The organism is Streptomyces sp. NPDC002156, from assembly GCF_053593675.1.
In genome coordinates this window covers 24,092-50,225 of record NZ_JBSFDA010000049.1, presented here as the reverse complement: position 1 = coordinate 50,225, position 26,134 = coordinate 24,092, and the positions used below count along the sequence as shown (strand labels likewise).

Here is a 26,134-nt window from a genome sequence, read left to right as displayed (position 1 = left end):
CTCCGACATTGATGTGCGTCCCGAGGATGGGCCCACCGCCCGCCGTTCCTGCCTCGACCTCCACCGAACGCAGGTCTGAGCTCCATGAGCGACATACGGGAGAACCTGACCTACGAGGCGTTCGGTGTCGCCGTTCGTGAGCTCGCGCAGACCATCGCCGACGACGGGTACGAGCCCGACGTCGTGCTCAGCATCGCGCGTGGGGGTGTGTTCGTGGCCGGGGGGCTTGCCTATGCCCTTGACTGCAAGAACATCCATCTTGTCAACGTCGAGTTCTATACCGGCGTCGGGACCACACTCCCCATGCCCGTCATGCTCGCGCCCGTTCCCAACGCCATCGACTTCTCCGACAAGAAGGTCCTCATCACCGACGACGTCGCCGACACCGGCAAGACGCTCAAGCTGGTGCGGGATTTCTGTCTGGACGCCGTTGCCGAGGTGCGTTCCGCCGTCATCTACGAGAAGACTCAGTCTCTTGTGAAGTGCGAGTACGTGTGGAAGCGCACCGACGAGTGGATCAACTTCCCGTGGTCCGTCGAGCCCCCGGTCGTCCGTCGCGCGGGCCAGGTTCTCGACGCCTGAGAAACAGACCTCGCCTGGGATACGGGGGCACACGCACGCCCTCGTATCCCAGAACCCGGAACCCCTAGAACGTGCCCAGCTTCACGATCGACAGCAGTGCGATCAGCTGGATCGCCGATGCCCCCAGTGCCTTCGGCCACGGCAGGTCGTGGGAGCGGCGGACCATCACGGTCAGCAGGACGCCCGCCGCGACCCAGGTCGCCCAGCCCAGGATCTGTACGAAGGGGGCGTCGCCGCCCGCGAACATCGCGACCAGGAGGCGTGGGGCGTCGGTGATCGACATGATCAGCATCGACAGGCCCACCGTCGGCTGCCAGGCGCCGTCGCCGCCGAGCTGGCGGGCCAGGGTGTGGGTGACCACGCCCAGGACGAAGGCGCTCAGGACCATCGCCACGCCCGTCGTCAGCACGATCGGGATCGCGTTGTTGAGGGTGGCGTTTATCGTGTCCTCGCGCGTGTCGTCGAACCCGAAGACGGCGATCAGGCCGTACAGGAACGTGACGACGAGGGCGGGTGCCCACACCTGGTAGTCGCGCATCTGGAGGAACGTGCGGTCGGGGGCGGTGACGATGCCCCGCAGCAGTTCCTTCCAGCGCAGTCGCGGACCGGCCGGCGGGGCCGAGGCGGCGCCGGCGCGATAGGTGTCGCCCTCGTGGTACCCGTCGTCGCCGACCGTGAACGCCTGTGTGTGACCAGGGTTGTTGGCCGCGTACGGGTCCACGGGGGCGTTGGGGTGGCCCTGGGGGGCGTGCCCGTGGTGCCCGCCGTGTCCGTCGTCGCCGAAGTACTCCGGCTCGCCGTGTCCCCCGGGTCCGTTGTAACCGCCGCCGGCCGCCGTCGCCTGCGGGGGCCACTGCCGTCCGGCGCCGCCCGGGCCGCCGTACGACGGCTGTCCGCCGCCGTACGGCTGCTGAGGCGCGGACGGGTAGCCGTACGACGGGCCGCCCTGCGGGGGCTGCTGGCCGTACGGCTGCTGCCGCGGGTTTTGTTGCGGTCGCGCTTGCGGGGGGCGGTTGTCCCGGCCGCCGCGTCCGATCCTGAATCCAGCCACGTCATCGAACGTACCTGGTCCTGACGAGTGGCGTGTGGGGCCCGGGGTTCCGGGCCCCCCTTTGCTGCCGACCTGTGACATCCCTTAAGGGGGCCTTCACATTTCCCCTAGGGAAGCATCCCTCCCCTTTCCCTTACGGAAGCATCCCGTCGATCACGCTCTCCGGCACCGACGTCGCCCCCGTCGTCCTGATCCCCGTCGCCGAGCCGAGCAGCCGCACCGAGCCCATGCCGCCCGACACGTACAGGTCGGCCTTGCCGTCGCGGTTGCCGTCGCGCAGGCGGAGCTTCGCGCCGAACATGTCGCCGTCGGTGACATCGCCCGGGACGCCCGCCGAGCTGCGGGCGAGCCACTGCGAGCCGGCGGTCGTGAGGCCCCCGGCGCGGCCGTACAGGACGTGGAACCCGCCCGCGTACGGCTTGCCGGCGATCCGCTCGCCGTACGCGCCGATCGCGAGGTCGCGGTAGCCGTCGCCGTTGATGTCACCGGCCGCGATGCTGCCGCCGAAGTTGTCGTACGTCTCCGCGCTGTCCGCGATGCCGGCCGTGTTCTGGGTGAAGCGGGCGGACTTGGCGGGGCCGGCCGCGGCGCCGTACCAGACGCTGACCTCGCCGCGGTAGGACGAGAAGAGAGGCGTGCCGATGGCGATGTCGCCCTTGCCGTCCTTGTTGAAGTCGGCGATGACGCCGTCGCCGCCGCGCTCGCTCTCGCCGCCCGCGCTGTTCTTGCCCTCCAGGCGGAGCGTGCGGCCGGGGACCATCTTGCTGCCGCCCTTGAGGAACCAGGCGTCCGAGCCGATGAAGTTCTCGCCCACGACATCGCCGATGGCGACGAGGTCGGTCTTGTTGTCGCCGGTCACATTGCCCGCGACGAGTGAGGTGACCTCGAAGTAGATGTTGTCCCGGTCGTAGGAGGTGATCGAACCGGCCACGCCCGTACGGGAGATGGTGCCCAGGTAGACCCACGCCTTGCCGCCCGCGACGACGGCCAGGTCCTTCTTGCCGTCCCCGTTGAAGTCGCCGACCGCGAGGTCCGCGCCCATCCGGCCGTACGAGGTGTGCGTGCGCGCCGGGAGGTTCGTACCGCCGGACAGGCCGGTCCTGCTGCCCCACAGGATGGTGACCGTGCCCTCGTTCTCCCGTCCGGCCAGGTCCTCGCCGGTGGCGGCGACGGCCAGGTCGCCGTACCCGTCGGCATTGAAGTCGGCGGCGGCCCGGACCTCGCCGAAGTTGTCGTCGGCCTCGTCGGAGCCGGGCACACCGGCGCTGTTCTGGCTGACGTACTGGACCTTCGTACCCGGCCCGTTGGCCGTGCCGAAGGTGACCTTGACGGCGCCGCCCGGGGTCTCGAACTCGGCGCCGTAGGAGTACTCGGCGTAGTCGCGGTAGCCGTCGCCGTTGAAGTCGTCGGCGTACTTGGCGGCGGCGGCCGTGGCGGGGGTGCTCAGGGCCAGCGGCGCCAGGCCGGTGGCGAGCAGGGCGGTGGCTACGGCCGCGGTGGTGGTGCGTCTGCGCATGGTTGATCTCCCCGTTTGCTTCGTCTGCTTCGTTTGCTTCGTGTGGTTCGTCTGCTTCGTTTACATCGGTTGATCCGCGCGGTGGTCAGCCGCGAGCACGTGGAAGACCCACGCTTGTGGCCGATGGTTGTGCGGAGTACGGCTCTTCACGACAGGTGTTACGGGAGCACGACAGGTGTGACGGGAGTACGACACTCCATTTCCTACTTCCTACAGGAACTCCGAGCTGGAGAACGTCACCGACGGCTCCGCCGCCACCATGTCGCCCTTGACCCCGGCGTACACAGCCACCTCGTCCCAGGTCTCTCCCCGGTACGTCCGCACCACCAGGTCGGCCCGTCCGTCGCCGTCGAAGTCGCCGACCGTCAGGACGCGCGTCGTCCCCTTCGCCGGTGGCGCGACGGTCACCATGCCCTTCGCGGAGATCCCGGCCGCCGCGCTCGGGGCCCGGAACACCCTCAACCGGGAGCCGCTGGAGACGAGTTCGTCGCGGCCGTCGCCGTCGAAGTCGCCGGTGTCGAGCATCGAGCCGGGGGAGGCGAGGGTGCCGGAGGTGGCGTCGGGGAGGTCGTAGCGCAGGGACGTTTCGCCCATCGCGCCCACCGCCGCGTCCAGGTCACGTCCCTTGCCGAACCGGCCGAGGGCGACGTCGATGCCCTCGGGCAGCGCCGTCCCCGTGCGCGTCGGACCGTCCGGGCCGCCCAGCACGACCGCCGACTTGGAGGTGCCCTCCGTCGTACGGACGACCAGGTCGTCGTATCCGTCGTGGTTCACGTCGGCCGCCGGGCCGGTCGGGACGTTGCCGGGGGCGGTGATCGGGGCTCCGGCCTTGCTCGGGGCGCCCTTGCGAGTGAACGGGCCGCGCAGATAGCTGAGTTGCTCGTCGGAGGCGTGGACGACCAGGTCCTGGGCGCCGTCCCCGTCGAAGTCGCCGCACACCGGCTGGTCGGGCCAGTCGTTGCCCGCGCGGGCGCCCGCCGGGATCGTGAGGGCGACCGCGCGGCCGGTGAGGCCGTCCGGGGAGCCGAAGAGGAGCTGGAGCGGCACCGGGGGCTGGCCCTGGCCGTCGTAGGGCGGGTCGGTCGACACGACCAGGTCGGTGAAGCCGTCGCCGTCGAGGTCGCAGCTGGCCTCCGCGTCGAAGACCGCCGGCAACTGGCCCTTCGTACGGGCCGCTTGACGGGCCGGGCTCAGCAACTGGCGGGCGCCGGGGACGAGTCCGGTCGGTGAGCCGTAGACGATGCCGATTCCGGCGTCGTCCGTGTGGAGCTGGTCCTTGACGAGGTCGTTGAGGACCAGGTCACGGTGACCGTCACCGTTGAAGTCGTCGGCGACCTTGCTGCCGTCGCCCTGCGGTATCGGGCGCTGGGCGGGGGCCTTGGCCGCCTGGACGGGGGTCTGCGCGGCGGCGTCGGCGTCCCCTGTGGCGGGACCGCAGGCGGTGAGTGCCACCAGGGCGGCAATGGCCGCCAACCCGCCGGTGACCGCCGTACCCCGACCGCCTCTTCGCACGCGCACCCTGCACCTCGTCCTGACCGTTGACCCCATTGGCAACTGCTCGGTAATGATGCACGTGTTCGAGATGTGAAGACACCCCTGTGCCGGTGCGGAACACGACACAGGGGCGCTCGATCAGTACGGCGGTCAGTCCGCCAGCTCTGCAGCCATGAACGCCCGTGCCCCCAGGCCCAGTTGGGGGACGGTGAGCGTCCGGGAGCCGGTGCCCGTCGGGCCGGACGAGGTGCCGGGCAGGATGTGGAGACGGCCCCCCTCGTTGGCCGTGGCGATCAGTTCGGCGCGGCCGTCGCCGTTGAAGTCGCGCAGGAGGAGGGAGGCGCCGAGCCAGGCGTTGTCCGGGGAGACGTTCGGCAGGCCGGGGGTCGTACGGTCGTACTGGCGGGCGTTCCTGCCGGTGAGGCCGGTGGAGCCGCCGCGCAGGACGGTGATGGAACCGTCGGCCCAGTAGCTGGTGCCGATCGCCTCGTAGGGGGCGCCGACAGCCAGGTCCGGGTAGCCGTCGCCGTTGGTGTCGGCGGCCGAGACGTCGTACCCGAAGTAGTCGCTGTCCTCCACGCTGCCGGGGACGCCCGCGGTGTTCTGGGTGAGGGTGAGCATTCTGCCGGCCGGTCCCGTGGCCGTGCCGGGCAGGACGTGGACCGCGCCGCCCCGGCCCGAGCGGGAGACGCCGATCGCGAGGTCACCGTAGCCGTTGCGGTCGAAGTCGGCGATCACGGCGCTGGAGCCGATGGAGTCGAAGGCGGCGGGCACGGTGCGCTTCCAGGGCTTGGCGGGGCCGTTCCTGCCGCCCTTGTAGAACCACAGCCGCTTGCTGTTGGTGTCCAGGTCGTAGCCGAAGACCGCGAAGTCGGCGGTGCCGTCCTTGGTGACCTTGCCGGCCACCACCATCTCGGCCTTGATGTCCTCGCCGTCCCACGGGTCGAGGTTGGTGGCCTTGCCGCGCCCGCCGGCCTTGGTGAACGGGCCGCGCAGGAACCAGACGAACTCGCCGTCCACGGACACGATGTCCAGGTGGCCGTCGGCGTTGAAGTCGCCGATCGCGGCGTCCAGGCCGAAGGGCTCCGCCTTGCTGCCCGGGGACGCGTAGATGCTGCCCTTGGTCAGGCCCGACTTGGAGCCCCACAGGACGGTGAGCGTGCCGTGGCGGCCGGCGTGCAGTTCGCCGGGGGAGCTCGCGACGACGTCCGCGTAGCCGTCCTTGTTCAGGTCCGCCGAGGTGACCTTCTCGCCGAAGTAGTCCTTCGCCTCGGCCACGCCCGCGATGCCGGGGCTGTTCTGCGTGATCACCGAGCGCTTGGCGGGGTCCAGCCCGGTCGCCGAGCCCCAGATGACGACGACGGCGCCCGAGTCCCCCTTCCCGGCCACGGTGGCGGAGTCGTCGCCGAGGAGCAGGTCGCGGTGGCCGTCGCCGTTGAAGTCGTCCACGTGCTTCGCCGCGGCGGCCGAGGCCGGGGCGCCGAGGGCGATCGGACTCAGGGTGGCGGCGAGAAGGGCTGTTGTCAGGAGGGAGGCACGGGAACGCAAGGGGTCTCCAAGGTCGCGGCGATCACCGGGGCGATGAGGAGACTTACGGCAAGTGGCAATGGTTGTAAGGGAGTTCGGTGAATGCGAGGGCGAACGTGAGCGGGGCCGACGCCACCGGCGCCGGCCCCGCTCGAACCTGTTCTCAGACCTACTTCACCGGCTGCGGCTCAGGCGCGCTCTCCGACTCCGCCTCGCCCGCCGGGGGCTCGTCGTCCGGGACCGGGGTCTTCACGGACTCCAGGAGCAGCTGGGCGACGTCCACCACCGTGATGGACTCCTTCGCCTTGCCCTCGTTCTTCTTGCCGTTGACCGAGTCGGTCAGCATGACCAGGCAGAACGGGCAGGCCGTCGAGACGATGTCGGGGTTCAGGGACAGGGCCTCGTCGACGCGCTCGTTGTTGATGCGCTTGCCGATCCGCTCCTCCATCCACATCCGCGCGCCGCCCGCGCCGCAGCAGAAGCCGCGCTCCTTGTGGCGGTGCATCTCCTGCTGGCGCAGGCCCGGGACGGCCGACATGATCTCGCGCGGGGGCGTGTAGATCTTGTTGTGGCGGCCCAGGTAGCAGGGGTCGTGGTAGGTGATGAGGCCGTCGACCGGGGTCACCGGGAGCAGCTTGCCCTCGTCGATGAGGTGCTGGAGCAGCTGGGTGTGGTGGATGGTCTCGTAGTCGCCGCCGAGCTGCGGGTACTCGTTGCCGATGGTGTTCAGGCAGTGCGGGCAGGTGGCGACGATCTTCTTCGCCGAGCGCGGCTTCTTGGTCGACTCGTCCTCGTCGTCCTCGCCGAAGGCCATGTTCAGCGCGGCCACGTTCTCCATGCCCAGCTCCTGGAACAGCGGCTCGTTGCCGAGACGCCGGGCCGAGTCACCGGTGCACTTCTCGTCGCCGCCCATGATCGCGAACTTGACGCCCGCGATGTGGAGGAGTTCGGCGAACGCCTTGGTGGTCTTCTTCGCCCGGTCTTCCAGCGAGCCCGCGCAGCCGACCCAGTACAGGTACTCGACCTCGGTGAGGTCCTCGATGTCCTTGCCGACGACCGGCACCTCGAAGTCGAGTTCCTTGAGCCATTCGAGGCGCTGCTTCTTCGCCAGGCCCCAGGGGTTGCCCTTCTTCTCCAGGTTCTTGAGCATCGTGCCCGCCTCGGACGGGAACGCGCTCTCGATCATCACCTGGTAGCGGCGCATGTCGACGATGTGGTCGACGTGCTCGATGTCCACCGGGCACTGCTCGACGCAGGCACCGCAGGTCGTGCAGGACCACAGGACGTCCGGGTCGATGACGCCGTTCTCTTCGAGGGTGCCGATGAGGGGGCGCTCGGCCTCGGCGAGGGCGGCGGCCGATACGTCGGCCAGCTGCTCCTTGGTCGCCTTCTCGTTGCCCTCCATGTCCTTGCCGCCGCCCGCCAGCAGGTAGGGGGCCTTGGCGTGGGCGTGGTCCCGCAGCGACATGATCAGCAGCTTGGGGGAGAGGGGCTTGCCGGTGTTCCAGGCGGGGCACTGCGACTGGCAGCGACCGCACTCCGTACACGTGGAGAAGTCGAGCAGGCCCTTCCAGGAGAACTGCTCCACCTGGCTGACGCCGAAGACGTCGTCGTCGCCGGGGTCCGTGAAGTCGATCGGCTTGCCGCCGGACGTCATCGGCTGGAGGGCGCCCAGGGCCGTGCCGCCGGTCGCCTCGCGCTTGAACCAGATGTTCGGGAACGCGAGGAAGCGGTGCCAGGCGACACCCATGTTGGTGTTCAGCGAGACGACGATCATCCAGACGAACGACGTGCTGATCTTCACCATCGCGGTGAAGTAGATGAGGTTCTGGAGGGCGCCGACGCTCAGGCCCTTGAAGGCGAGGACGAGGGGGTACGAGGCGAAGTACCCGGCCTCGTAGTGCTCGACGTGGTGGATCGCGCCCTCGAGGCCGCGCAGCACGTAGATCGCGAGGCCGATGGTGAGGATGACGTACTCGACGAAGTACGCCTGGCCCGCCTTGGAGCCCGCGAAGCGGGACTTGCGGCCGGGGCGGGAGGGCAGGTTCAGCAGGCGGATCACGATCAGTACGGCGATGCCGATGATCGTCATCACACCGATGAACTCGATGTACATCTCGAACGGCAGGAAGCCGCCGATGATCGGCAGCGTCCAGTCCGCCGAGAAGAGCTGGCCGAAGGCCTGGGCGAGGGTCGGCGGCAGGGTCAGGAAGCCGACCGCGACGAACCAGTGCGCGAAGCCGACGATGCCCCAGCGGTTCATCCGCGTGTGGCCGAGGAACTCCTTCACCAGCGTCACACTGCGCTGGTAGGGGTTGTCCGTCCGCACGCCGGCCGGGACCGGCTGGCCGAGTTTGAAGTACCGGACGAACTGACCGATGGCGCGTGCGAGCAGCGCGACGCCGACCACGGTCAGGACCAGCGACACGATGATCGCGGCGAGTTGCATGTCGGGGCTCCTCAGGCCTGCGCACGTAATGACTGACGTTCAGCGGTATTACTAAGCGGTAACTTAGCCAGTCTGTCAGAGACTACTCATATCTTGGCTCGCACTGTAGTCAGCGGCGGAGTGATCTGAGTCGCTGAGGCTTACCTGAGTAGGCACCTGACCTGCCGGTCAAAACCGATCGTCGTAGATCGTGTTATTCGTACAGAATTGTTACGTTTCCATCTAACGTGAGCCCGTGCTCTACGGGATCCTCGCAGCCACCTCAGCCCTTCTCCTCGCCGCCGTCCTCACCGCCCTCCTGCGGACCCTCGCCCTGCGCCTCGGCGTCCTCGACCGGCGCCGGGCCCGGCCCCTGCCGCTGCTCGGCGGGCTCGCGGTCGTGCTCGCGACCGCGCTGGTCGCGGGCGTGGGCGAGTGGACCGGGTACGCCCCTCTGGGGGACGGGATCGGGAGGCTGCTCCTCGCCGGAGCGGGCGTCGGGGCGCTCGGGCTCGTCGCCGACGTACGGCGGGTGAAGGCGCGGTTCCTGGTCGCCGGTACGGCCGTCGCCGCCGCGTTCGTGGTGCCGTACCGGGAGTTGGGGTTCGGGGCCGGGCTGCTCGCCGTCGGCTGGATCGTGTTCGTCGCCGTCGCCTTCCGGGCCCTCGACCATGCCGACGGGCTGGTGGGGACGGTCGGGGTGCTGACCGCCTTCGGGGTGAGCGCCTGTGCCGCCGTCGAGGTGTTCGACGGGCTCGCCGTGCTGCTGAGCGTGCTGGCCGCCGCGCTCACAGGGTTCCTCATGCACAACTGGCATCCCGCGCGGATCGCGTTCGGCGCGTGCGGGTCCCTGTTCACCGGGTTCGTGCTGGCCTCGGCGGCAGTGGTCGTGCGGACCGGGCACGAACTGGCGCCCAGTGCGGGGGTGTTGTTCGCACTCACCGCCGTGGCCGGCGCGGACGTGGTGCTCGTCGTCGTGTCGCGGCGGGTGGCCCGGCGGCCGCTGTCGCGCGGGGGCCCGGACCATCTCGCGCACCGGCTGCGGCGGCTGGGGCTCACCCCGCGCGGGGCGGCCGTGCTGCTCGGGGCGGGGGCCTTCGGGGCGGTGCTGGTGGGGGTGCTCGCGCATGGCGGGTGGGTCGCGGGATCGGGGCTCTGGTGGGTGGTGGGGGTGGTGGGGGTGGTCGTACTGGGGCTGCTGAGGGTTCCCGTGTACGGGCTGCGGCGGGCACCGGCCGTGCAGTCGGCGCAGGTCAGGGCGTCATTGCGCGTAAGGAACGGATAAGAGTTGAGTGGGGTCGACTCAGCTCTGTTGACCGCGCGACGGGAGTGATGCACACTTGAGTCCGTTCCACTCAAGTCATACTTCGTCATTCCCCTGGAGGAATTGAAATGGCACGTGCGGTCGGCATCGACCTGGGCACGACTAACTCCGTCGTCAGCGTTCTGGAGGGCGGCGAGCCCACCGTCATCACCAACGCCGAGGGTGCCAGGACCACGCCGTCCGTCGTCGCCTTCGCGAAGAACGGTGAGGTGCTGGTCGGCGAGGTAGCCAAGCGCCAGGCGGTCACCAACGTCGACAGGACCATCCGGTCGGTCAAGCGCCACATGGGCACCGACTGGAAGATCGAGGTCGACGGCAAGAACTTCAACCCGCAGCAGATGAGCGCCTTCATCCTGCAGAAGCTGAAGCGCGACGCCGAGGCCTACCTGGGCGAGAAGGTCATGGACGCGGTCATCACCGTCCCGGCCTACTTCAACGACTCCGAGCGCCAGGCGACGAAGGAGGCCGGCGAGATCGCGGGCCTGAACGTCCTGCGTATCGTCAACGAGCCCACGGCCGCCGCTCTGGCGTACGGCCTGGACAAGGACGACCAGACGATCCTCGTCTTCGACCTCGGTGGCGGCACCTTCGACGTGTCCCTCCTGGAGATCGGCGACGGCGTCGTCGAGGTGAAGGCCACCAACGGTGACAACCACCTCGGTGGTGACGACTGGGACCAGCGCGTCATGGACTACCTGGTGCAGCAGTTCCGCACCGGCCACGGCGTGGACCTGGGCAAGGACAAGATGGCCCTCCAGCGCCTCCGCGAGGCCGCCGAGAAGGCCAAGATCGAGCTGTCCTCGTCCACCGAGACCTCGATCAACCTGCCCTACATCACGGCCTCCGCCGAGGGCCCGCTGCACCTGGACGAGAAGCTCACGCGCGCCCAGTTCCAGCAGCTGACGGCCGACCTCCTCGAGCGCTGCAAGACGCCGTTCCACAACGTCATCAAGGACGCCGGTATCGCGCTGAGCGAGATCGACCACGTCGTTCTCGTCGGTGGCTCGACCCGTATGCCCGCCGTCGCCGAGCTGGTCAAGGAGCTGACCGGCGGTCGCGAGGCCAACAAGGGCGTCAACCCGGACGAGGTCGTCGCCATCGGCGCCTCGCTCCAGGCCGGTGTCCTGAAGGGCGAGGTCAAGGACGTACTGCTCCTCGACGTCACCCCGCTGTCCCTCGGTATCGAGACCAAGGGCGGCATCATGACGAAGCTCATCGAGCGGAACACGACGATCCCGACCAAGCGGTCCGAGATCTTCACCACCGCCGAGGACAACCAGCCGTCCGTGCAGATCCAGGTCTACCAGGGCGAGCGCGAGATCGCGGCGTACAACAAGAAGCTCGGGATGTTCGAGCTGACGGGTCTGCCGCCGGCCCCGCGCGGTGTCCCGCAGATCGAGGTGTCCTTCGACATCGACGCCAACGGCATCATGCACGTGACCGCGAAGGACCTCGGCACGGGCAAGGAGCAGAAGATGACCGTCACAGGCGGCTCCTCGCTGCCGAAGGACGAGGTCGACCGCATGCGCCAGGAGGCCGAGCAGTACGCGGACGAGGACCACCGTCGCCGCGAGGCCGCCGAGACCCGCAACCAGGGCGAGCAGCTCGTCTACCAGACGGAGAAGTTCCTCAAGGACAACGAGGACAAGGTCCCCGGCGACATCAAGACCGAGGTCGAGGCCTCGATCGAGGAGCTGAAGACCGCGCTCAAGGGCGAGTCCGCCGAGGGCGACAACACCGCCGAGATCCGCACCGCCACCGAGAAGGTCGCCGCCGTCTCCCAGAAGCTGGGCCAGGCGATGTACGCCGACGCCCAGGCGGGTCAGGCCGCCGGCGCCGGTGACGCGGCGCCCGGCGCCGAGGCCCCGAAGGCCGACGACGACGTCGTCGACGCCGAGATCGTCGACGACGAGCGCAAGGACGGTGCCGCGTGACGGAGGAGACTCCGGGCTTCGACGAGAAGCCCGACGTCCCTTCCGGCGCCACCCCCGACGACGCCGAGCCGAAGGCCGCCCCCTCTTCTGAGGGGGCGGCCCCGGCCGGGGACGCAGCAGCAGCACAGGTCGCCGGTCTGACGGCACAGCTGGACCAGGTACGTACGGCGCTCGGTGAGCGCACGGCGGACCTCCAGCGGCTCCAGGCCGAGTATCAGAACTACCGCCGCCGGGTCGAGCGGGACCGGATCACGGTCAAGGAGATCGCCATCGCGAACCTCCTGAGCGAGCTCCTGCCCGTGCTCGACGACATCGGCCGCGCGAGGGAACACGGCGAACTGGTCGGCGGGTTCAAGTCCGTCGCCGAGTCGCTGGAGACCGTCGCCGCCAAGATGGGCCTGCAGCAGTTCGGCAAGGAGGGCGAGCCCTTCGACCCGATGATCCACGAGGCCCTGATGCACTCGTACGCGCCGGACGTCACGGAGACGACCTGCGTGGCGATCCTGCAGCCGGGCTACCGCTTCGGCGAGCGCAACCTGCGCCCCGCGCGGGTCGCGGTGGCCGAGCCCCAGCCCGGGGCGACGCAGGCCGACAAGGGCGACTCCACGGAGTCGGCGGACGGCAAGGAGAACGGTGGCCCGGAAGAGGGCTGACGTGAGCACTGAGGTGGGGGACTCCGGAGAGGAGGGACGTCGGGGATGAGCACCAAGGACTTCATCGAGAAGGACTTCTACAAGGTCCTCGGCGTCCCCAAGGACGCCACCGAGGCCGAGATCAAGAAGGCGTACCGGAAACTCGCCCGCGAGTTCCACCCGGACGCCAACAAGGGCAACGCCAAGGCCGAGGAGCGCTTCAAGGAGATCTCCGAGGCGAACGACGTCCTCGGCGACCCCAAGAAGCGCAAGGAGTACGACGAGGCCCGCGCCCTCTTCGGCAACGGCGGTTTCCGCCCCGGGCCGGGCGCGGGCGGCGGCTCCTTCAACTTCGACCTGGGCGACCTCTTCGGGGGCGGCCCCCAGGGCGGAGGCGCCGGTGGTGGCTCCGGTCCGGGCGGCTTCGGCGGTGGCATCGGGGACGTCTTCGGCGGTCTGTTCAACCGGGGCGGCGGCGGGACCACCCGTACGCAGCCCAGGCGCGGCCAGGACATCGACACCGAGGTCACGCTCAGCTTCACGGAGGCGGTGGACGGCGCGACGGTCCCGCTGCGCATGACGTCCCAGTCACCGTGCAAGGCGTGCTCCGGGACGGGCGACAAGAACGGCACACCGAGGGTGTGCCCGACGTGCGTGGGGACCGGCCAGGTGGCGAGGGGGTCGGGCGGCGGTTTTTCGTTGACGGACCCCTGCCCGGACTGCAAGGGCCGGGGCCTGATCGCGGAACACGCGTGCATGGTCTGCAACGGCAGCGGACGCGCCAAGTCCTCCCGGACGATGCAGGTGCGCATCCCGGCAGGGGTGGCCGACGGCCAGCGCATCCGCCTGCGCGGCAAGGGAGCACCGGGCGAGCGAGGCGGCCCGGCGGGCGACCTGTACGTCACCGTGCATGTCGACGCCCACCCGGTGTTCGGCCGCAAGGAAGACAACCTGACGGTGACGGTGCCGGTGACGTTCGTCGAGGCGGCACTCGGCGGCGAGGTCAGGGTCCCGACTCTGGGCGGCCCGTCGGTCACCCTGAAGCTGCCGCCGGGCACGCCCAACGGGCGCACGATGCGCGCGCGGGGCAAGGGCGCGGTCCGCAAGGACGGCACCCGGGGCGATCTGCTGGTCACCGTCGAGGTGAGTGTCCCGACGGAGCTGACGGGGAAGGCTCGTGACGCACTGGAGGCGTATCGCGAGGCGACCGCGGATGAGGATCCGCGGGCAGAGCTGTTCGAGGCAGCGAAGGGAGCTTGACCGAGATGGACGGTCGTCGACGCAACCCGTATGAACTGACCGAGGAAACCCCGGTCTACGTCATCTCGGTGGCGGCCCAGCTCTCGGGCCTGCACCCCCAGACCCTGCGCCAGTACGACCGCCTGGGCCTGGTCTCCCCCGACCGCACCGCCGGCCGGGGCCGCCGCTACTCGGCCCGCGACATCGAACTGCTCCGCGCGGTGCAGGCGTTGTCGCAGGACGAGGGCATCAACCTGGCCGGCATCAAGCGGATCATCGAACTGGAGAACCAGGTGGTCGCGTTGCAGTCCAGGGTGGCCGAGATGGAGGCTGCGTTGGATGGCGCCGCTGCGGCGATGCAGCAGCGGGAGGCGGCGGTGCACGCCTCGTACCGGCGGGATCTGGTGCCTTATCAGGAGGTTCAGCAGACGAGCGCGCTGGTGGTCTGGCGGCCTAAGAAGGCGAAGGACTAGGCGGGCGCGTGTGTGACGCGGGTGTGTGAAGGGGCCCGGAGGATCGGTTCGAACCTCCGGGCCCCTTCGGCGTGCTGGGGCTAGGCCTCCGATGAGTCGGCCCGCAACACGTGGTCGCCGACCGGCGCCGACTCGGTCCCGTCCGCGTACACGGCCGTGACCTTGTAGAAGAGGGTCGTGCCGGTCGGGGCGGCGTAGTCCGAGTAGTGGTTTTTCGTGACCGGTCTTGGTGTCTCCGTGAGCCTCGCGTAGGCGCCCTTGGCGCGGTCCCAGCGGTAGACGTGGTAGCCGATCGCCGTGCCGTAGGTGTCGCGGTCCGCGGTGTAGTTCACGGTGAGATGGGCTTCTCCGGCGAAGTCCTCACTCTCCAGGTGGAGAATGGCCGACTCGTCCGGATAGGTCTCCGTCGGGATCACGTTGAGTTCGGCGACGTCGACGGATGTGGCGGAGCCGATGTCAAGGACATTGCCGTCGTTGTCGATGGCGGCGACCACATATCGCAGTTTCTCCCCGTCGGGCAGGTTCGGGTCCCAGTTCCGCGACCATACGGAGCTGTACGGAAGGCTGTCGGTGATGTCCGTGTACGTCCAGGCGCCGTCGGCGTACACACCTCGGTGGATCCGGTAGTCGGCGACGTCCTCGGCCGGGCTGTCGTCCCAGTCGAGCCGTACGCCGTTCTCCATCGCCGTCGCGGTCAGGCCGGTCACCGCGGCGGGGGCGGTGTAGTCGCCGACATGGTCGACGGTGACCGAGTCCGAGGCGGGACCGAAGTTGCCCTGGCGGTCCACGGCCCGGACCCAGTAGGTGTGCGTCGTGGAACGCCCGATCTCGGTGTCCACGTAGGACTCACCAGCGGTGGTGAACCCGATGCCGTCGCGGTAGACGTAGAAGTACGCGATGTCTTCGTCCGCGTCCGGGCCCCAGGTCCAGGTCAGGCTGACGCCGCGCTCTCCGTCGACGGCCTTCAGGTCGTCCGGGGCGAAGGTGGGCTTTGTGGTGTCCACGCTCTCGTACACGGCCGTGAGGGAGGCGGCCGACTCGTTGCCATGGGTGTCCACGGCCGTGATGACGTAGTAGAACGAGCCCCCGGTCGGCGGCAACTTGTCGTCGTACCAACTGCCGGTCCACGAGGAGCCGCTGACCAGGTTGTCGGCCGTGAGCGCGACGGGCTCGGAGGCGGAGCGATAGACCCGGTAACCGGCCAGGTCGGGCTCGGTGTTGGGGTACCAGTTGAGGTTCGCCTCGGCCACCGGGGTGATGGTCCCGTTGTCCGAGACCCCGGTGGGCGCGGCGGGCGCCGTCGTGTCGACGGTGGTGACCGCCTTGTCGGCGGAGCCCGTCGAGACGTTGCCGGCCTTGTCGTAGGCGCGGACCTCGTAGTAGTAGGTCGCGCCTGTCTCCGGGAGGGGCGCGTCGGTGTACGAGGTGGAGGTGGTCGTCGTGAGGGGCTTGGTACCGAAGGCAGCGTCCTTGAGGCGGCGGAAGACCTTGTACCCGGCGAGGTCCATCTCCTTGTTCTTCGCCCAGGTGAGCTTCGCCTTGCCCGTTGTCTTGTCGTACGTGACGGTCGGCGCTGTCGGGGCGAGCGGCTTGACCTTGTCGACGGCTGTCGAAGTGCGGGGCGCGTAGGCGAAGTTGACGTTCGCGTTGCCCGTGAAGTTGGCGTAGTCGATGCGCAGGGTGTGTTTGCCGGACGGGATGGTGAGGTTGACGGTCTTCTTCTGGGTCGTGGTGACGTTCTTCCAGAGGTTGACCTTGGCCTTGCCGTCCAGGTACACGCGGATGCCGTCCTGCGCGGCGACGGTGAGGGCGAAGGGGCCGCCCGAGCCGAAGTCCCTCGTCACTGTCCAGCGGATGCCGAAGTTGTCCTTCGGGAGGCCGGTGGCGGGGGCCTTCGCGCCCCAGTTCTCGGCGACGGCGGCGTCGCAGTCGGTTCGCTTGGGGGTCCCCGACAAGGCGGTGTTCGCGAAGAACTGGCGCTTGTAGACGGGGGAGTTGCAAGTGGTCGCGGCGGAGGCGACCGGGGCTGCGGTGCCGAGCAGGGCACCGGCGGTGGCGAGCACGACGGCGGTCGCGGTGGTGGCCGCGGGTGTCGTGCGTCTGGCTGGGTTCACTGCGGTCCTTCGGTCCTGATCGTCGACGGCAGAGGGAGCCGTTGACGATCAGGACTCGTGAGGGTGGGGGTTGGTTGTACGGGTGTTGCGTGAATGTTCGAGAGGGACGAGGGGTGCTGGTGCTCAGGCTGAGGAGACTTCGTCGGCCTTCAGCGCCGTTATGAACGAGGTCCAGGCCTGGGTGTCGAAGGCCAGGTTCGGGCCGGACGTGTTCTTGCTGTCGCGTATGGGGAGGACGTCGGGGAGTCCTTCGGCGACCTCCAGGCAGTCGCCGCCCTGCCCGCTGTAGCTGCTCTTGCGCCATATCGCGGTCTCAAGACTGGGCGTGCTCATCCCTCGTTACCTCTCCGCTTCCATACGGCTACAGCTCCCGCCTTACCTGGGCGATCAGGTCGAGGCTGTCCCCAGGGCTCAAGGCGATGGACCGTAGCGAATCGAAGATCAGCGTATATTCCTCGGTCTCCTTCGGGGTCTCCATGTACAGGGTCCCCGTGCGGTGCTCAACACACACGACATCCGAGAACGACCCCTCGGGGAACCCGAAGAGGACGAACGATCCGGCCAGTCCGGCATGTGCCCCCGCACGGTGGGGAATGACCTGGACCTCCACGGTCGGATGGCTCGCCATGGTCTCCAGGTGCTCCAGTTGTTTGCGCATCGCCTCCCGGCCTCCCACTTCGAGTCGGAGGGCGGCCTCACTCTCGATCACACACAGACGTGGGGGGTCGGGGCGGTCCAGGATCTCCTGGCGTTTCATGCGCGCCTCCACGAGCGCGTCCACCTCGTCCTGTTTCAGGTTTGTGGGGGCGACGGAGAGAACGGCCCGTGCGTAGTCGGGGGTTTGCAGCAAGCCGGCGATGACGTTGCCTTGGAACGACCGGATGTAGTCGGACGTCTTCTCGTAGTCGATGAACTCCGTGTACGTCGGGCGCGCCAGCCCCGCGCGCTGCACCCAGCCGGGCTCGCGGCTGCGCTGCGCCAGCGACACCAACTCGTCGACCTGGGCCGGGTCTTCAACACCGTAGAACGTGAGCAGGTCGCGCAACTCTCCCAGTGAGATGCCCAAGCGGGCGTTCTCGATCCGGTTGATTTTCGTGCGGTGGCAACCGATGCGCTCTGCGGCATCGTCGGGTGTTCTCCCTGCCCGTTCGCGGAACTCGATCAGCTTCGCGGCGAGGCGACGGCGTCGAACTGTTGGGCGAACTCCGGCCATTAGTACCCCTCCGTACAGGTGGTGCGGTCGCAGAACAGTAGCCGCAACAAAAGATCATGGAACTGTTCCAAAAGTCAGGTTGCGAATTGCTCGGATGCAGAGCACTCTGAATCCATAACGCAGCGTATCAACTTGGTGACACGGCAACTGTCTTGATGTGTCATCACCCGCTCGCCATATGGCACATCGACGATGCCGAACTCGCCGACTCCGCAGTCCTGTTGCTCTCCGAGCTGACCACCAACGCCGTGAACGCCGCAGCGACCCCCGGCCGGGAGATCGGCGTCCGGTTCGAACTGACCGTTGCCGCACTGCGCCTTGAGGTGTCCGACGCGAGCGACGGGCAGCCGAGGCTGCGGCATGCGGCGGGCGACGACGAGTCGGGGCGGGGCTGGCGCTGGTGGAGGCCTTGGCCGATGCGTGGGGCACAGAACCGCGTGACACGGTTGGCAAGGTCGTATGGGCGCTTCTGCTCCTGCCCGAAGGGGGCACGCCGTGACCGCGACCGCAGCCACGCCGCCGGCCCCGGAACGGTGCGGGACAGTACGCGCCTCCCTGTTCTACGGTGCCCCGATGCTCAGCGAAGTGGGCGCGTGCGTACGGGAGTCCGGGCACGGCGGAGACCATCGCGACGCCCGTGGAGGCACCTGGTATCTGATCCCGCTTGTCCCCATTCGGCTCTCGCCCGGCGACGAGAAGGGAACGGGCTGACGTTCCCGGCCATGGCGGGACGGCGGATCGTTCCGTCCTCACTCCGTCGGGTGATCCGGAGACGAATCCCCTGGTCAGCCGAACAACCGTACCTAGCGTGATCGTGTTGCTTGTGCCCCAAGGACGCCAAGCCCACACTTGAGGAGGAGGTGCCGCCATGACCGCTCTTGCGCACGAGAGGCCCGAGACCATGTCCGAGTCCCAGGCTGAATTCGTGAACGAACCCAACCTGGACGAGGTCGTGTGGCAGGTATGGAAGGCCATAGAACTCCCCGAGGGCTACCGCGCTGAGATCATCGAGGGAGCCATCGAGGTGTCGCCCACAGGACGTTTCTCGCATGCCCAGGTCGTCAATCGCCTGCGCGATGCGCTGGCGATCTTTCTCCAGGACAGTGAGTACGGTGCCTGGAACGACACGAATGTGATCCATCCGCTCAGGGCGTGGGTACCGGACGGGTTCGTGGCCCCGCGGGACGGTGAACCGATCGAGGCGGAGGACGGCCTCGGCATCAACACTTCAGCGGTGCACGTGGTGATCGAGGTCGTCTCTCCCGGTAAGCGCAACCAGGATCGCGACCGGGTTCGCAAGCGCCGCGAGTACGCCCGGGCCGGAATCCCCGTGTACGTGATCATCGATGACTACGACAACCATGGAACGGTGAGCATCCTGACTGCTCCCGTGCCTGAGCACGCCCGTTACGAGGACGAGCACCGTGTGCCGTACGGCACCGAGGCCGTCGTCCCGGAGGGCCCTGCCAAGGGCTTCGTCATCGGTGAGGCGATCACGGGTCCGAAGCGAAGCTGAGGAGCGTCGTGGAAGGGGGTGGGGAGAGCAGTTGCCCTCCCCACCCCCTTCCCGTGCATGTGCCGGCTTGTCGCGTAGCCGCTAGCGCAGAACCAGCACCTCCGCCGTCGACGCCTCCGCGCTCTCGCGCCCGTAGACGTCGACGGCCCGTACGGTGACCGTGTAGCCGCCGGTGTACTGGGGCTGGAACTCGATCCGGCCCGTCGTCGTCAGCTGCTGGCCGCTGGGGGAGCCGTATCCGCTGAAGTCCCAGGAGTAGCCCTTCAGCATGCGGCTCTCGTCGCCCGTGCCGGGCTTGACCTCGACGATGATCGGGGAGCGGGTGCCGCCCGTGGAGACCACGGTCAGCTTCGGGGCCGCCGGGCCGGTCGCGGTGGCCGGTGTGAGGCGGTTGACGCTGATCTGCGCCGACGGCACGGACTCGGCGCCCGTGCTGTCGACGGCGACGACGTAGTAGTACGCGGTGCCCTTGGGGGCCGAGGTGTCGTCGTACGACGAGGCTGTCGAGCCGTCGACACTGCCCACGAGGGTCCCGACCCCATTGGTGGAGCTGCGGCGGTAGACGTGGAACCCGGTCACCGTGCCGTCCTCCGACGGTACCCACGAGAGACGGGTGGAGGCGTCGGCGGGTGTGCCCTCCAGGGCGGTCGGAGCGGGCGTGGTCGACGCCACGGGGCGCGTCACCGTCACGGGCTCGGAGACCGGGGAGATGTTCCCGGCGCCGTCGACGGCCTGGACCTTGTACGTGTAGGCGGTTCCCGGCTCGGCGAGCTCGTCTGCCCAGGACGTCCCGAACACGACCCGCGGTGAGTTCGAGTCGCTCTGGCCCACTGGGGCGGCCCACAGCTCGTAGTGGTGCACGTCCTTCGAAGAGGGCTTCCACGTAAGGAAGTTGCCCGCCGTGGTGCCCTGCCCCGACAAGTCGGTCACCTGCACCGGCGCCGTCTTGTCGACCGTCGTCGCGGTGACGTCGGCGCTGCCCGCCGACTGGTTGCCGGCCTTGTCGTACGCGCGGACCTCGTAGGCGTACGTCTCGCCGGTCTTCGGGAGTGTCGAGTCCGTGTACGTCGTGGCGGTGGTGGTCGCGAGAGGAGTGCTGCCGAACGGCGTGCCGTTCAGACGGCGGTAGACCTTGTACCCCGCGAGGTCCAGCTCCTTGTTCTTCGCCCAGGTCAGCTTCGCCTTGCCCGTCGTTTTGTCGTACGCGACGGTGGGGCCCGTCGGGGCGAGGGGCTTGACCTTGTCGACGCTCGCCGAAGTGCGGGGCGTGTAGGCGAAGTTGACGTTCGCGTTGCCGGTGAAGTTGGCGTAGTCGACGCGGAGGGTGTGCTTGCCCGACGGGATCGTGACGTTGACGGTCTTCTTCGCCGTCGACGTCACGTTCTTCCAGACGTTGACCTTGACCTTGCCGTCCAGGTACACGCGTATGCCGTCCTGCGCGGCGGCCGTGAAGGCGAAGGGGCCGCCGGAGCCGAAGTCGCGGGTCACGGTCCAGCGGACGCCGAAGTTGTCCTTCGGGAGGCCCGTGGCGGGGGCCTTGGCGCCCCAGTTCTCGGCGACGGTGGCGTCGCAGTCCGTCTTCTTCGGGGTTCCGGCGAAGGTGGTGTTCGCGAAGAACTGCCGCTTGTAGACAGGGGAGTTGCACGTCACCGTTGCAGCCGAGGCGGTCGGTGCGGCGACGGCGGTGAGGAGGCCGCCTGCCGTGGCGAGCGCTACGGCTGTCGCGGTCGTGGCGGTCGTGCGTCTGGTGATCTTCATACGGTTCTGCGCTGCTCTTTCTGCTTCTGCGTTACGTGTGCGGTCAGTTCACTGGGGCGTTGACCGCCCAGTCCCCCGCCGGCAGCGACTCCGTGCCGTCCGTTGCCGCTGCCGTCACCCAGTAGTAGGACGTCGTGCCGGGCTTCGCGCCCGCGTCGACGTACGCGGAAGCGGTGTTGGTGAGGGTGGCGATCTTCTCGTACGCCGCGGCTGCCGGGTTCCAGCGGTAGACGCGGTAACCGCCCGCCGCCTGCGGGGAGTTGGCGTCCAGGCCGCTCCAGGAGAGCTGGTTGGGACTGGCGCCTTCGGTCGAGTCCGCCGTCACGTGGAGGGGGGAGCCGGGCGGAGTCGCCACGCTCGGGGTGGTGTTCAGCTCCGTGGCCACGACCGTCGGGGCGGTGCCGGTCTCCGTGTAGACGGAGTTCCAGGCGCCGTCGAGGGCGTCGACGAAGAGGCACGCCTGCTCGCCGTTCGGTCGGGTCAGGTAGGAGTACGAGGTGGTGTCGGCCTTCACGTACTTCACGAGTTCGGCCGAGCACACCTTCTCGCCCGTGGCCTTGTCCTCGACCAACTCGCCTACGTAGACGGCGTATCGCGCGAGGTCGGCGGCCGGGTTCGCGTCCCAGTTCAGCTGGAAGCCGTACTCGGTCGGGGTGACCTTCAGGCCGGTCACGGCGGGCGGTGCGGTGTCGTCGTCGTACGTGCTGTTGACGACAGGCGAAGCCCCGGACTCGTTGCCCGCCGCGTCGACCGCGGAGACGCGGTAGCGGTAGGCGACGTCCTCGACGACCGAGGTGTCCAGGTAGGAGACCTTGTCCGGGCGGCCCATCTCGAAGAACCTGCCCTGCGCACCGATCGCCCGGTACACGCGGTACGACGCCGCGCCCTCGACCGCGCTCCAGCTGACCCGCAGCCCGTTCGCCGCCGACTCGTTGGCGATCGTGGGCGCCTGGGGAGCGGCCGGAGCGGTGCGGTCGACGGTGACGACGCCCTTGTCCGCCGTACCGGCCGACTCGTTGCCCGCCTTGTCGTACGCGCGGACCTCGTAGAAGTAACTCGCGCCCGTGACCGGGAGGGTGGTGTCCGTGTACGAGGTGGAAGTGGTCGTCGCCAGCGGGGTGCCGCCGAACGAACTCCCGTTCAGACGGCGGTAGATGCGGTAGCCGGCGAGGTCCAGCTCCTTGTTCGTCGCCCAGGTGAGCTTGGCCCTGCCGGACGACTTGTCGTACGTGAGCGCGGTGCCGGTCGGGACCAGCGGCTTGACCTTGTCGACGGCCGCCGAAGTGCGGGGCGTGTAGGCGAAGTTGACGTTCGCGTTGCCGGTGAAGTTGGCGTAGTCGACGCGCACGGTGTGCCTGCCGGAGGGGATCGTCACGTTGACCGTCTTGGTACGGGTCGCCGTGACGTTCTTCCAGAGGTTGACCTTGGCCTTGCCGTCGACGTAGACGCGGATGCCGTCCTGCGCGGCGGCGGTCAGCGCGAAGGGTCCGCCCGAGCCGAAGTCGCGGGTCACGGTCCAGCGGACGCCGAAGTTGTCCTTCGGGAGGCCGGGGGCGGGGGCCTTCGCTCCCCAGTTCTCGCTGATCGTCCCGTCACAGTCGGTCTTCTTCGGGGTGCCCGAGAAGGCCGTGTTCGTGAAGAACTGGCGCTTGTAGGTAGGGGAGTTGCACGTCACCGTGGCCGCCGAGGCGGGCGTGGCGGCAACCGCGGTGAGGAGGCCTCCGGCGGTGGCGAGGACAACGGCCGTCGCGGCCGACGTGGTCGTGCGTCTGGCGATCTTCATACGGCTCTGTGTCTGCACTTTCTCTGTCTCGTCAGGTTGTGAGGTCGTCAGGTCGCAGGGGTCGCAGGGGTCGCGGGGGTCGTGACCGTCCAGCCGCCCGCCGGCACGGATTCCGTGCCGTCCGCGGCCAGGGCGGTCACCCAGTAGAAGGACGTCGTGCCTCGCGGGGCGCCGGTGTCGTAGTACTCGGTGACATCGCTGCCGAGGTCCGCGACCTTCTCGTACGCCCCGGTGGCGGGGTTCCAGCGCTGGACGCGGAAACCGGTCGTCTCCTGGGCGCCGGCGCTCCAGGACCAGACGAGGTGGTTGCCCTCGTCGCCCTCGGCACCCGTCGCCGTCAGTTCCAGCGGTGAGCCCTCGGGTGTGGACACGCTCGGCCGCATGTCGAACTCGGTGGCCAGTACGACGTCGCCCTCACCCGTCCACCTGAAGGTGGAGTTGCCGAAGTCGTCGACGGCGTCGACGAGGAAGCAGCGCTCCTCGCCGTCCATGAGGCCCGTGTGCCAGTACCAGTTCCCGGTGGTGGTGTACGTGAACGAGGTCCTGTCACCGGGCAGGTACTCCTCGGCCACGCTCGCGTAGCAATTCTCCGAGCCGTCCTCGTCGATGTCGGCCATCACGCCCTGGTAGAGCCGGTACCAGGTGAGGTCCTCGGCCGGGTTCGCGTCCCAGTCCAGCTCGAAGCCGTACTCGGTCGGGGTGACGGTCAGGCCGGTGACGGCGGGTGGCGGGACGTCGTCCCGGAGGCGGCCCGTCACGGCCTCGGAGCGCGCGGACTCGTTGCCCGCCGCGTCGACGGCCGTGACCACGTAGAAGTACCCCGCGCGCTCCACGGCGGAGGCGTCCCGGTACGTGAGCTCGGTGGTGCCGCCGAGCTTCGTGTAGGTGCCGGGCACGTACTCGGCGCTCTGGTACACCTCGGGCGCCCGGTACACCACGTACGACACCGCGCCCTCGACCGCGCTCCAGCCGAACCGCATCCCCTCCGACTCCGTCGAGCTGATGAGGGCCGAGTCCTGGGGCACGCCCGGGGCGACGCGATCGACAGTGGTCACGGCCATGTCCGCCGTACCGGCCGACTCGTTGCCCGCCTTGTCGTACGCGCGGACCTCGTAGGCGAACTTCTCCCCGGTGAGCGGGAGTTGGGTGTCCGTGTACGTCGTGGCGGTGGTCGTCGCGATGGGCTTGGCGCCGAAGGAGCCGCCGTCGGGGCGCCGGTAGACGCGGTAGCCCGCGAGGTCCATCTCCTTGTTCTTCGCCCAGGCGAGCTTCGCCTTGCCCGTCGTCTTGTCGTACGCCACCGAAGGCGATGCGGGGATGAGGGGCTTGACCTTGTCGACCGTTGCCGAAGTGCGGGGCGTGTAGGCGAAGTTGACGTTCGCGTTGCCGGTGAAGTTGGCGTAGTCGACGCGGAGGGTGTGCTTGCCCGACGGGATCGTGACGTTGACGGTCTTCTTCGCCGTCGACGTCACGTTCTTCCAGACGTTGACCTTGACCTTGCCGTCCAGGTACACGCGTATGCCGTCCTGCGCGGCGGCCGTGAAGGCGAAGGGGCCGCCGGAGCCGAAGTCGCGGGTCACGGTCCAGCGGACGCCGAAGTTGTCCTTCGGGAGGCCCGTGGCGGGGGCCTTGGCGCCCCAGTTCTCGGATACGGCGGCGTCGCAGTCCGTCTTCTTCGGGGTTCCGGCGAAGGTGGTGTTCGCGAAGAACTGCCGCTTGTAGACAGGGGAGTTGCAGGTGGGAGTAGCCGCCGAGGCCGGGGCTGCGACCGTGGTGAGCACGCCACCCGCGATCGCGAGCACGAGAGCGCAGGAGGCGGCGGCGGTCATGGGTGTCGGCCGGTTCATTCGGCTGCCTCCGGATCCGATACGGGCTCCGTCACCGTGACGTACGAGAACTCCTCGCCGGTGTCGAACCGGGAGTTGCCGTACGAGTCGACGGCGAGCACGGCCCAGCGGGCGGTCTCACCCTGGGGGTTGTAGATCTCGTGGTAGTAGTAGATCAACGGTTCGTCGCTGGTGGAGTGCCGGATGTCGTACTCGTCGGTCCACGGGTAGTACTGCCAGACGCCGTCGACCAGGGTCCCGCGGTAGACGAGGTAGTACTCGACGTCGTCCTCCGGGCTGCGGTCCCAGACCAGTTCGATGTCGGCGCCGTTCATGGCACCGCGCAGTCCGGTCACCGGCGCGGGGGCGAGCCCCGTGGCCGGTGCGGTGGCGGTGGCCGGGGCCGATGCGACGGACTCGTACTCGACGTCCGTGGCGGTCACCGTGTATGTGTACGTGTCGCCCTGGTGCACGCCGATGTCGGTGTACGAGGTGCGGTTCGGCCACACCTCGTCCACGAGCCGGCCGTCGCGGTAGATCCGGTATCCGCTCAAGTCCCACGTGTTCGGCACGGTCGGCGCCTTCCACGTCAGCGTGATCCCGGTGGCCGTCGCCGTGGCGGTCAGGCCGGTCGGAGCCGAGGGCGCGAAGTCGCCGCGCTCCACCCCGATGGACGCCGACCGGGCGGACTGGTTGCCGGCCTTGTCGACCGCTGTGACCCAGTAGCTGTAGGACTGGCGCTCGTTCACCTTGACATCGGTCCAGGCGGTGGACGTCACCGTCGCCACCTTCACCGGCTCGTCGCCGAACTGCCAGTACCGATGGATGACGTAACTCGCCGCGCCGGGTACGGGGTTCCAGGACACCGTGACTCCGGGCTGTTCGTCGGCTGCCTTGACTCCGGATGGGGTCGCGGGGGCTGTCCTGTCGAGAGTGGTCACGGGCTTGTCGGCGGTGCCGACGGACTCGTTGCTCGCCCTGTCGACCGCGCGGACCTCGTAGAAGTACGTGTCGCCGGTCGCGGGCGTGGCGTCTGTGTACGTCACCGCCGTCGTGGTCGGCAGGCGCTTCCACGCGTCGCTGTCCTTGAGCCGGCGGTACACGCGGTAACCGGCGAGGTCCATCTCCTTGTTCCTCGCCCACTTGACGGTCGTCTTCCGCGTCCCCTTGTCGTAGGTCGCCGAGACGGCGGCCGGGGTGAGCGGCGCGATCTTGTCTACCGTCGCCGAAGTCCGGGGTGCGTACGCGAAGTTGACGTTCGCGTTGCCCGTCCAGGACGCGTAGTCGACGCGCAGCGTGTGTTTGCCGGACGGGATGGTGAGGTTGACGGTCTTCTTCGCCGTCGACGACACGTTCTTCCAGACGTTCACCTTGACCTTGCCGTCGAGGTAGACGCGGATACCGTCCTGGGCTGCGGCGGTGAAGGTGAACGGCCCGCCGGACCCGAAGTCCCGGGTCACCGTCCAGCGGACGCCGAAGTTGTCCTTCGGGAGGCCGGTCGCGGGGGCTTTCGCGGCCCAGTTCTCGGCGATGGCCGCGTCACAGTCGGTCCGCTTCGGCGTGCCGGAGAAGGCGGTGTTCGCGAAGAACTGCCGTTTGTAGACGGGCGAAGTGCATGTCGTCGCGGCGGAGGCGGCCGGGGCTGCGGTGCTGAGAAGCGCGCCGGCGGTGGCGAGCACGAGGGCGGTGGTGGCTGCCTGCGTCGTGCGTCTGGCTGGGTTCAA

20 protein-coding genes are annotated in these 26,134 nt (G+C 68.8%); 8 read left to right on the top strand and 12 right to left on the bottom strand.

Annotation, left to right across the window (positions count from 1 at the left end):
- Nucleotides 1-84: 84 nt before the first annotated feature.
- Nucleotides 85-582 (top strand): phosphoribosyltransferase, encoded by a 498-nt coding sequence (locus ACWCRB_RS21225; protein WP_450997499.1) that lies wholly within the window; start codon nt 85-87, stop codon nt 580-582.
- 64 nt (nt 583-646) lie between these two features.
- Here ACWCRB_RS21225 and ACWCRB_RS21220 read toward each other — a convergent pair whose 3' ends face one another.
- The 5 genes from ACWCRB_RS21220 to ACWCRB_RS21200 all read right to left on the bottom strand — a co-directional run bounded on the left by ACWCRB_RS21220 (nt 647) and on the right by ACWCRB_RS21200 (nt 8,619).
- Nucleotides 647-1,714, bottom strand: coding sequence for a Yip1 family protein (locus tag ACWCRB_RS21220; RefSeq protein ID WP_450997498.1), 1,068 nt, complete (start codon nt 1,712-1,714; stop codon nt 647-649).
- 52 nt (nt 1,715-1,766) lie between these two features.
- A complete protein-coding gene (locus ACWCRB_RS21215; RefSeq protein ID WP_450997497.1) occupies nt 1,767-3,149 on the bottom strand; it encodes an FG-GAP and VCBS repeat-containing protein in 1,383 nt (460 codons plus the stop codon).
- A gap of 210 nt (nt 3,150-3,359) precedes the next feature.
- Complete coding sequence (locus ACWCRB_RS21210; protein ID WP_450997496.1) at nt 3,360-4,667, bottom strand: FG-GAP repeat domain-containing protein; 1,308 nt, start codon at nt 4,665-4,667, stop codon at nt 3,360-3,362.
- 126 nt (nt 4,668-4,793) lie between these two features.
- Entirely contained in the window at nt 4,794-6,191 is a 1,398-nt protein-coding gene (locus ACWCRB_RS21205) for an FG-GAP and VCBS repeat-containing protein (protein ID WP_450997495.1), read from the bottom strand.
- A 148-nt stretch (nt 6,192-6,339) separates the two neighbouring features.
- Nucleotides 6,340-8,619, bottom strand: coding sequence for a heterodisulfide reductase-related iron-sulfur binding cluster (locus tag ACWCRB_RS21200; RefSeq protein WP_450997494.1), 2,280 nt, complete (start codon nt 8,617-8,619; stop codon nt 6,340-6,342).
- A gap of 235 nt (nt 8,620-8,854) precedes the next feature.
- On the opposite strand from ACWCRB_RS21200, the gene ACWCRB_RS21195 reads away from it, so the two are divergent.
- The 5 genes from ACWCRB_RS21195 to ACWCRB_RS21175 all read left to right on the top strand — a co-directional run bounded on the left by ACWCRB_RS21195 (nt 8,855) and on the right by ACWCRB_RS21175 (nt 14,200).
- A complete protein-coding gene (locus ACWCRB_RS21195) occupies nt 8,855-9,883 on the top strand; it encodes an MraY family glycosyltransferase (protein ID WP_450997493.1) in 1,029 nt (342 codons plus the stop codon).
- A 107-nt stretch (nt 9,884-9,990) separates the two neighbouring features.
- Complete coding sequence (gene dnaK, locus ACWCRB_RS21190) at nt 9,991-11,856, top strand: molecular chaperone DnaK (RefSeq protein WP_450997492.1); 1,866 nt, start codon at nt 9,991-9,993, stop codon at nt 11,854-11,856.
- Entirely contained in the window at nt 11,853-12,509 is a 657-nt protein-coding gene (grpE, locus tag ACWCRB_RS21185) for a nucleotide exchange factor GrpE (protein WP_450997491.1), read from the top strand. Before dnaK ends, grpE begins: the two co-directional genes overlap by 4 nt.
- A 45-nt stretch (nt 12,510-12,554) precedes the next feature.
- On the top strand, nt 12,555-13,748 hold the full coding sequence (gene dnaJ / locus ACWCRB_RS21180) for a molecular chaperone DnaJ (RefSeq protein WP_450997490.1): 1,194 nt from the start codon (nt 12,555-12,557) through the stop codon (nt 13,746-13,748).
- Nucleotides 13,749-13,753: 5 nt separating this feature from the next.
- Nucleotides 13,754-14,200: a heat shock protein transcriptional repressor HspR gene (locus tag ACWCRB_RS21175; protein WP_450997489.1), complete on the top strand. Its 447-nt coding sequence runs from the start codon at nt 13,754-13,756 to the stop codon at nt 14,198-14,200.
- An 80-nt stretch (nt 14,201-14,280) separates the two neighbouring features.
- Here the strand turns inward: ACWCRB_RS21175 and ACWCRB_RS21170 are convergent, their stop codons facing one another.
- From ACWCRB_RS21170 to ACWCRB_RS21160, 3 genes are all read right to left on the bottom strand, one after another.
- Nucleotides 14,281-16,314, bottom strand: coding sequence for a PA14 domain-containing protein (locus ACWCRB_RS21170; RefSeq protein WP_450997488.1), 2,034 nt, complete (start codon nt 16,312-16,314; stop codon nt 14,281-14,283).
- Between the two features lie 123 nt (nt 16,315-16,437).
- Entirely contained in the window at nt 16,438-16,647 is a 210-nt protein-coding gene (locus tag ACWCRB_RS21165; protein ID WP_450997487.1) for a DUF397 domain-containing protein, read from the bottom strand.
- A 28-nt stretch (nt 16,648-16,675) separates the two neighbouring features.
- Nucleotides 16,676-17,527, bottom strand: coding sequence for a helix-turn-helix domain-containing protein (locus tag ACWCRB_RS21160; protein WP_450997486.1), 852 nt, complete (start codon nt 17,525-17,527; stop codon nt 16,676-16,678).
- Between the two features lie 573 nt (nt 17,528-18,100).
- On the opposite strand from ACWCRB_RS21160, the gene ACWCRB_RS21155 reads away from it, so the two are divergent.
- Nucleotides 18,101-18,238, top strand: a complete 138-nt coding sequence (locus tag ACWCRB_RS21155; RefSeq protein ID WP_450997485.1) for a hypothetical protein — start codon at nt 18,101-18,103, stop codon at nt 18,236-18,238.
- A 157-nt stretch (nt 18,239-18,395) separates the two neighbouring features.
- Entirely contained in the window at nt 18,396-19,043 is a 648-nt protein-coding gene (locus ACWCRB_RS21150; RefSeq protein ID WP_450997484.1) for a Uma2 family endonuclease, read from the top strand.
- Nucleotides 19,044-19,124: 81 nt separating this feature from the next.
- On the opposite strand, the gene ACWCRB_RS21145 is transcribed toward ACWCRB_RS21150, so the two are convergent.
- Genes ACWCRB_RS21145 through ACWCRB_RS21130 form a run of 4 tightly spaced genes read right to left on the bottom strand, consistent with a single transcriptional unit; the run spans nt 19,125 to nt 26,134 of the window.
- Nucleotides 19,125-20,801 (bottom strand): fibronectin type III domain-containing protein, encoded by a 1,677-nt coding sequence (locus ACWCRB_RS21145; RefSeq protein ID WP_450997483.1) that lies wholly within the window; start codon nt 20,799-20,801, stop codon nt 19,125-19,127.
- A 43-nt stretch (nt 20,802-20,844) separates the two neighbouring features.
- A complete protein-coding gene (locus ACWCRB_RS21140) occupies nt 20,845-22,584 on the bottom strand; it encodes a fibronectin type III domain-containing protein (RefSeq protein ID WP_450997482.1) in 1,740 nt (579 codons plus the stop codon).
- Nucleotides 22,585-22,631: 47 nt separating this feature from the next.
- Nucleotides 22,632-24,431 carry a fibronectin type III domain-containing protein gene (locus tag ACWCRB_RS21135; RefSeq protein ID WP_450997481.1) on the bottom strand — a complete coding sequence of 600 codons (1,800 nt, stop codon included), beginning with the start codon at nt 24,429-24,431 and terminating at the stop codon, nt 22,632-22,634.
- Nucleotides 24,428-26,134 (bottom strand): fibronectin type III domain-containing protein, encoded by a 1,707-nt coding sequence (locus tag ACWCRB_RS21130; RefSeq protein ID WP_450997480.1) that lies wholly within the window; start codon nt 26,132-26,134, stop codon nt 24,428-24,430. Before ACWCRB_RS21130 ends, ACWCRB_RS21135 begins: the two co-directional genes overlap by 4 nt.

Excerpts from the sequence above, each read along its gene's own strand:
- ACWCRB_RS21225 (WP_450997499.1), top strand. The coding sequence starts at position 85 with ATGAGCGACATACGGGAGAACCTGACCTACGAGGCGTTCGGTGTCGCC.
- ACWCRB_RS21220 (WP_450997498.1), bottom strand. The coding sequence starts at position 1,714 with ATGTCACAGGTCGGCAGCAAAGGGGGGCCCGGAACCCCGGGCCCCACA.
- ACWCRB_RS21215 (WP_450997497.1), bottom strand. The coding sequence starts at position 3,149 with ATGCGCAGACGCACCACCACCGCGGCCGTAGCCACCGCCCTGCTCGCC.
- ACWCRB_RS21200 (WP_450997494.1), bottom strand. The coding sequence starts at position 8,619 with ATGCAACTCGCCGCGATCATCGTGTCGCTGGTCCTGACCGTGGTCGGC.
- dnaK (WP_450997492.1), top strand. The coding sequence starts at position 9,991 with ATGGCACGTGCGGTCGGCATCGACCTGGGCACGACTAACTCCGTCGTC.
- dnaJ (WP_450997490.1), top strand. The coding sequence starts at position 12,555 with ATGAGCACCAAGGACTTCATCGAGAAGGACTTCTACAAGGTCCTCGGC.
- ACWCRB_RS21175 (WP_450997489.1), top strand. The coding sequence starts at position 13,754 with ATGGACGGTCGTCGACGCAACCCGTATGAACTGACCGAGGAAACCCCG.
- ACWCRB_RS21165 (WP_450997487.1), bottom strand. The coding sequence starts at position 16,647 with ATGAGCACGCCCAGTCTTGAGACCGCGATATGGCGCAAGAGCAGCTAC.
- ACWCRB_RS21160 (WP_450997486.1), bottom strand. The coding sequence starts at position 17,527 with ATGGCCGGAGTTCGCCCAACAGTTCGACGCCGTCGCCTCGCCGCGAAG.
- ACWCRB_RS21155 (WP_450997485.1), top strand. The coding sequence starts at position 18,101 with ATGCTCAGCGAAGTGGGCGCGTGCGTACGGGAGTCCGGGCACGGCGGA.
- ACWCRB_RS21150 (WP_450997484.1), top strand. The coding sequence starts at position 18,396 with ATGACCGCTCTTGCGCACGAGAGGCCCGAGACCATGTCCGAGTCCCAG.
- ACWCRB_RS21145 (WP_450997483.1), bottom strand. The coding sequence starts at position 20,801 with ATGAAGATCACCAGACGCACGACCGCCACGACCGCGACAGCCGTAGCG.
- ACWCRB_RS21140 (WP_450997482.1), bottom strand. The coding sequence starts at position 22,584 with ATGAAGATCGCCAGACGCACGACCACGTCGGCCGCGACGGCCGTTGTC.
- ACWCRB_RS21135 (WP_450997481.1), bottom strand. The coding sequence starts at position 24,431 with ATGAACCGGCCGACACCCATGACCGCCGCCGCCTCCTGCGCTCTCGTG.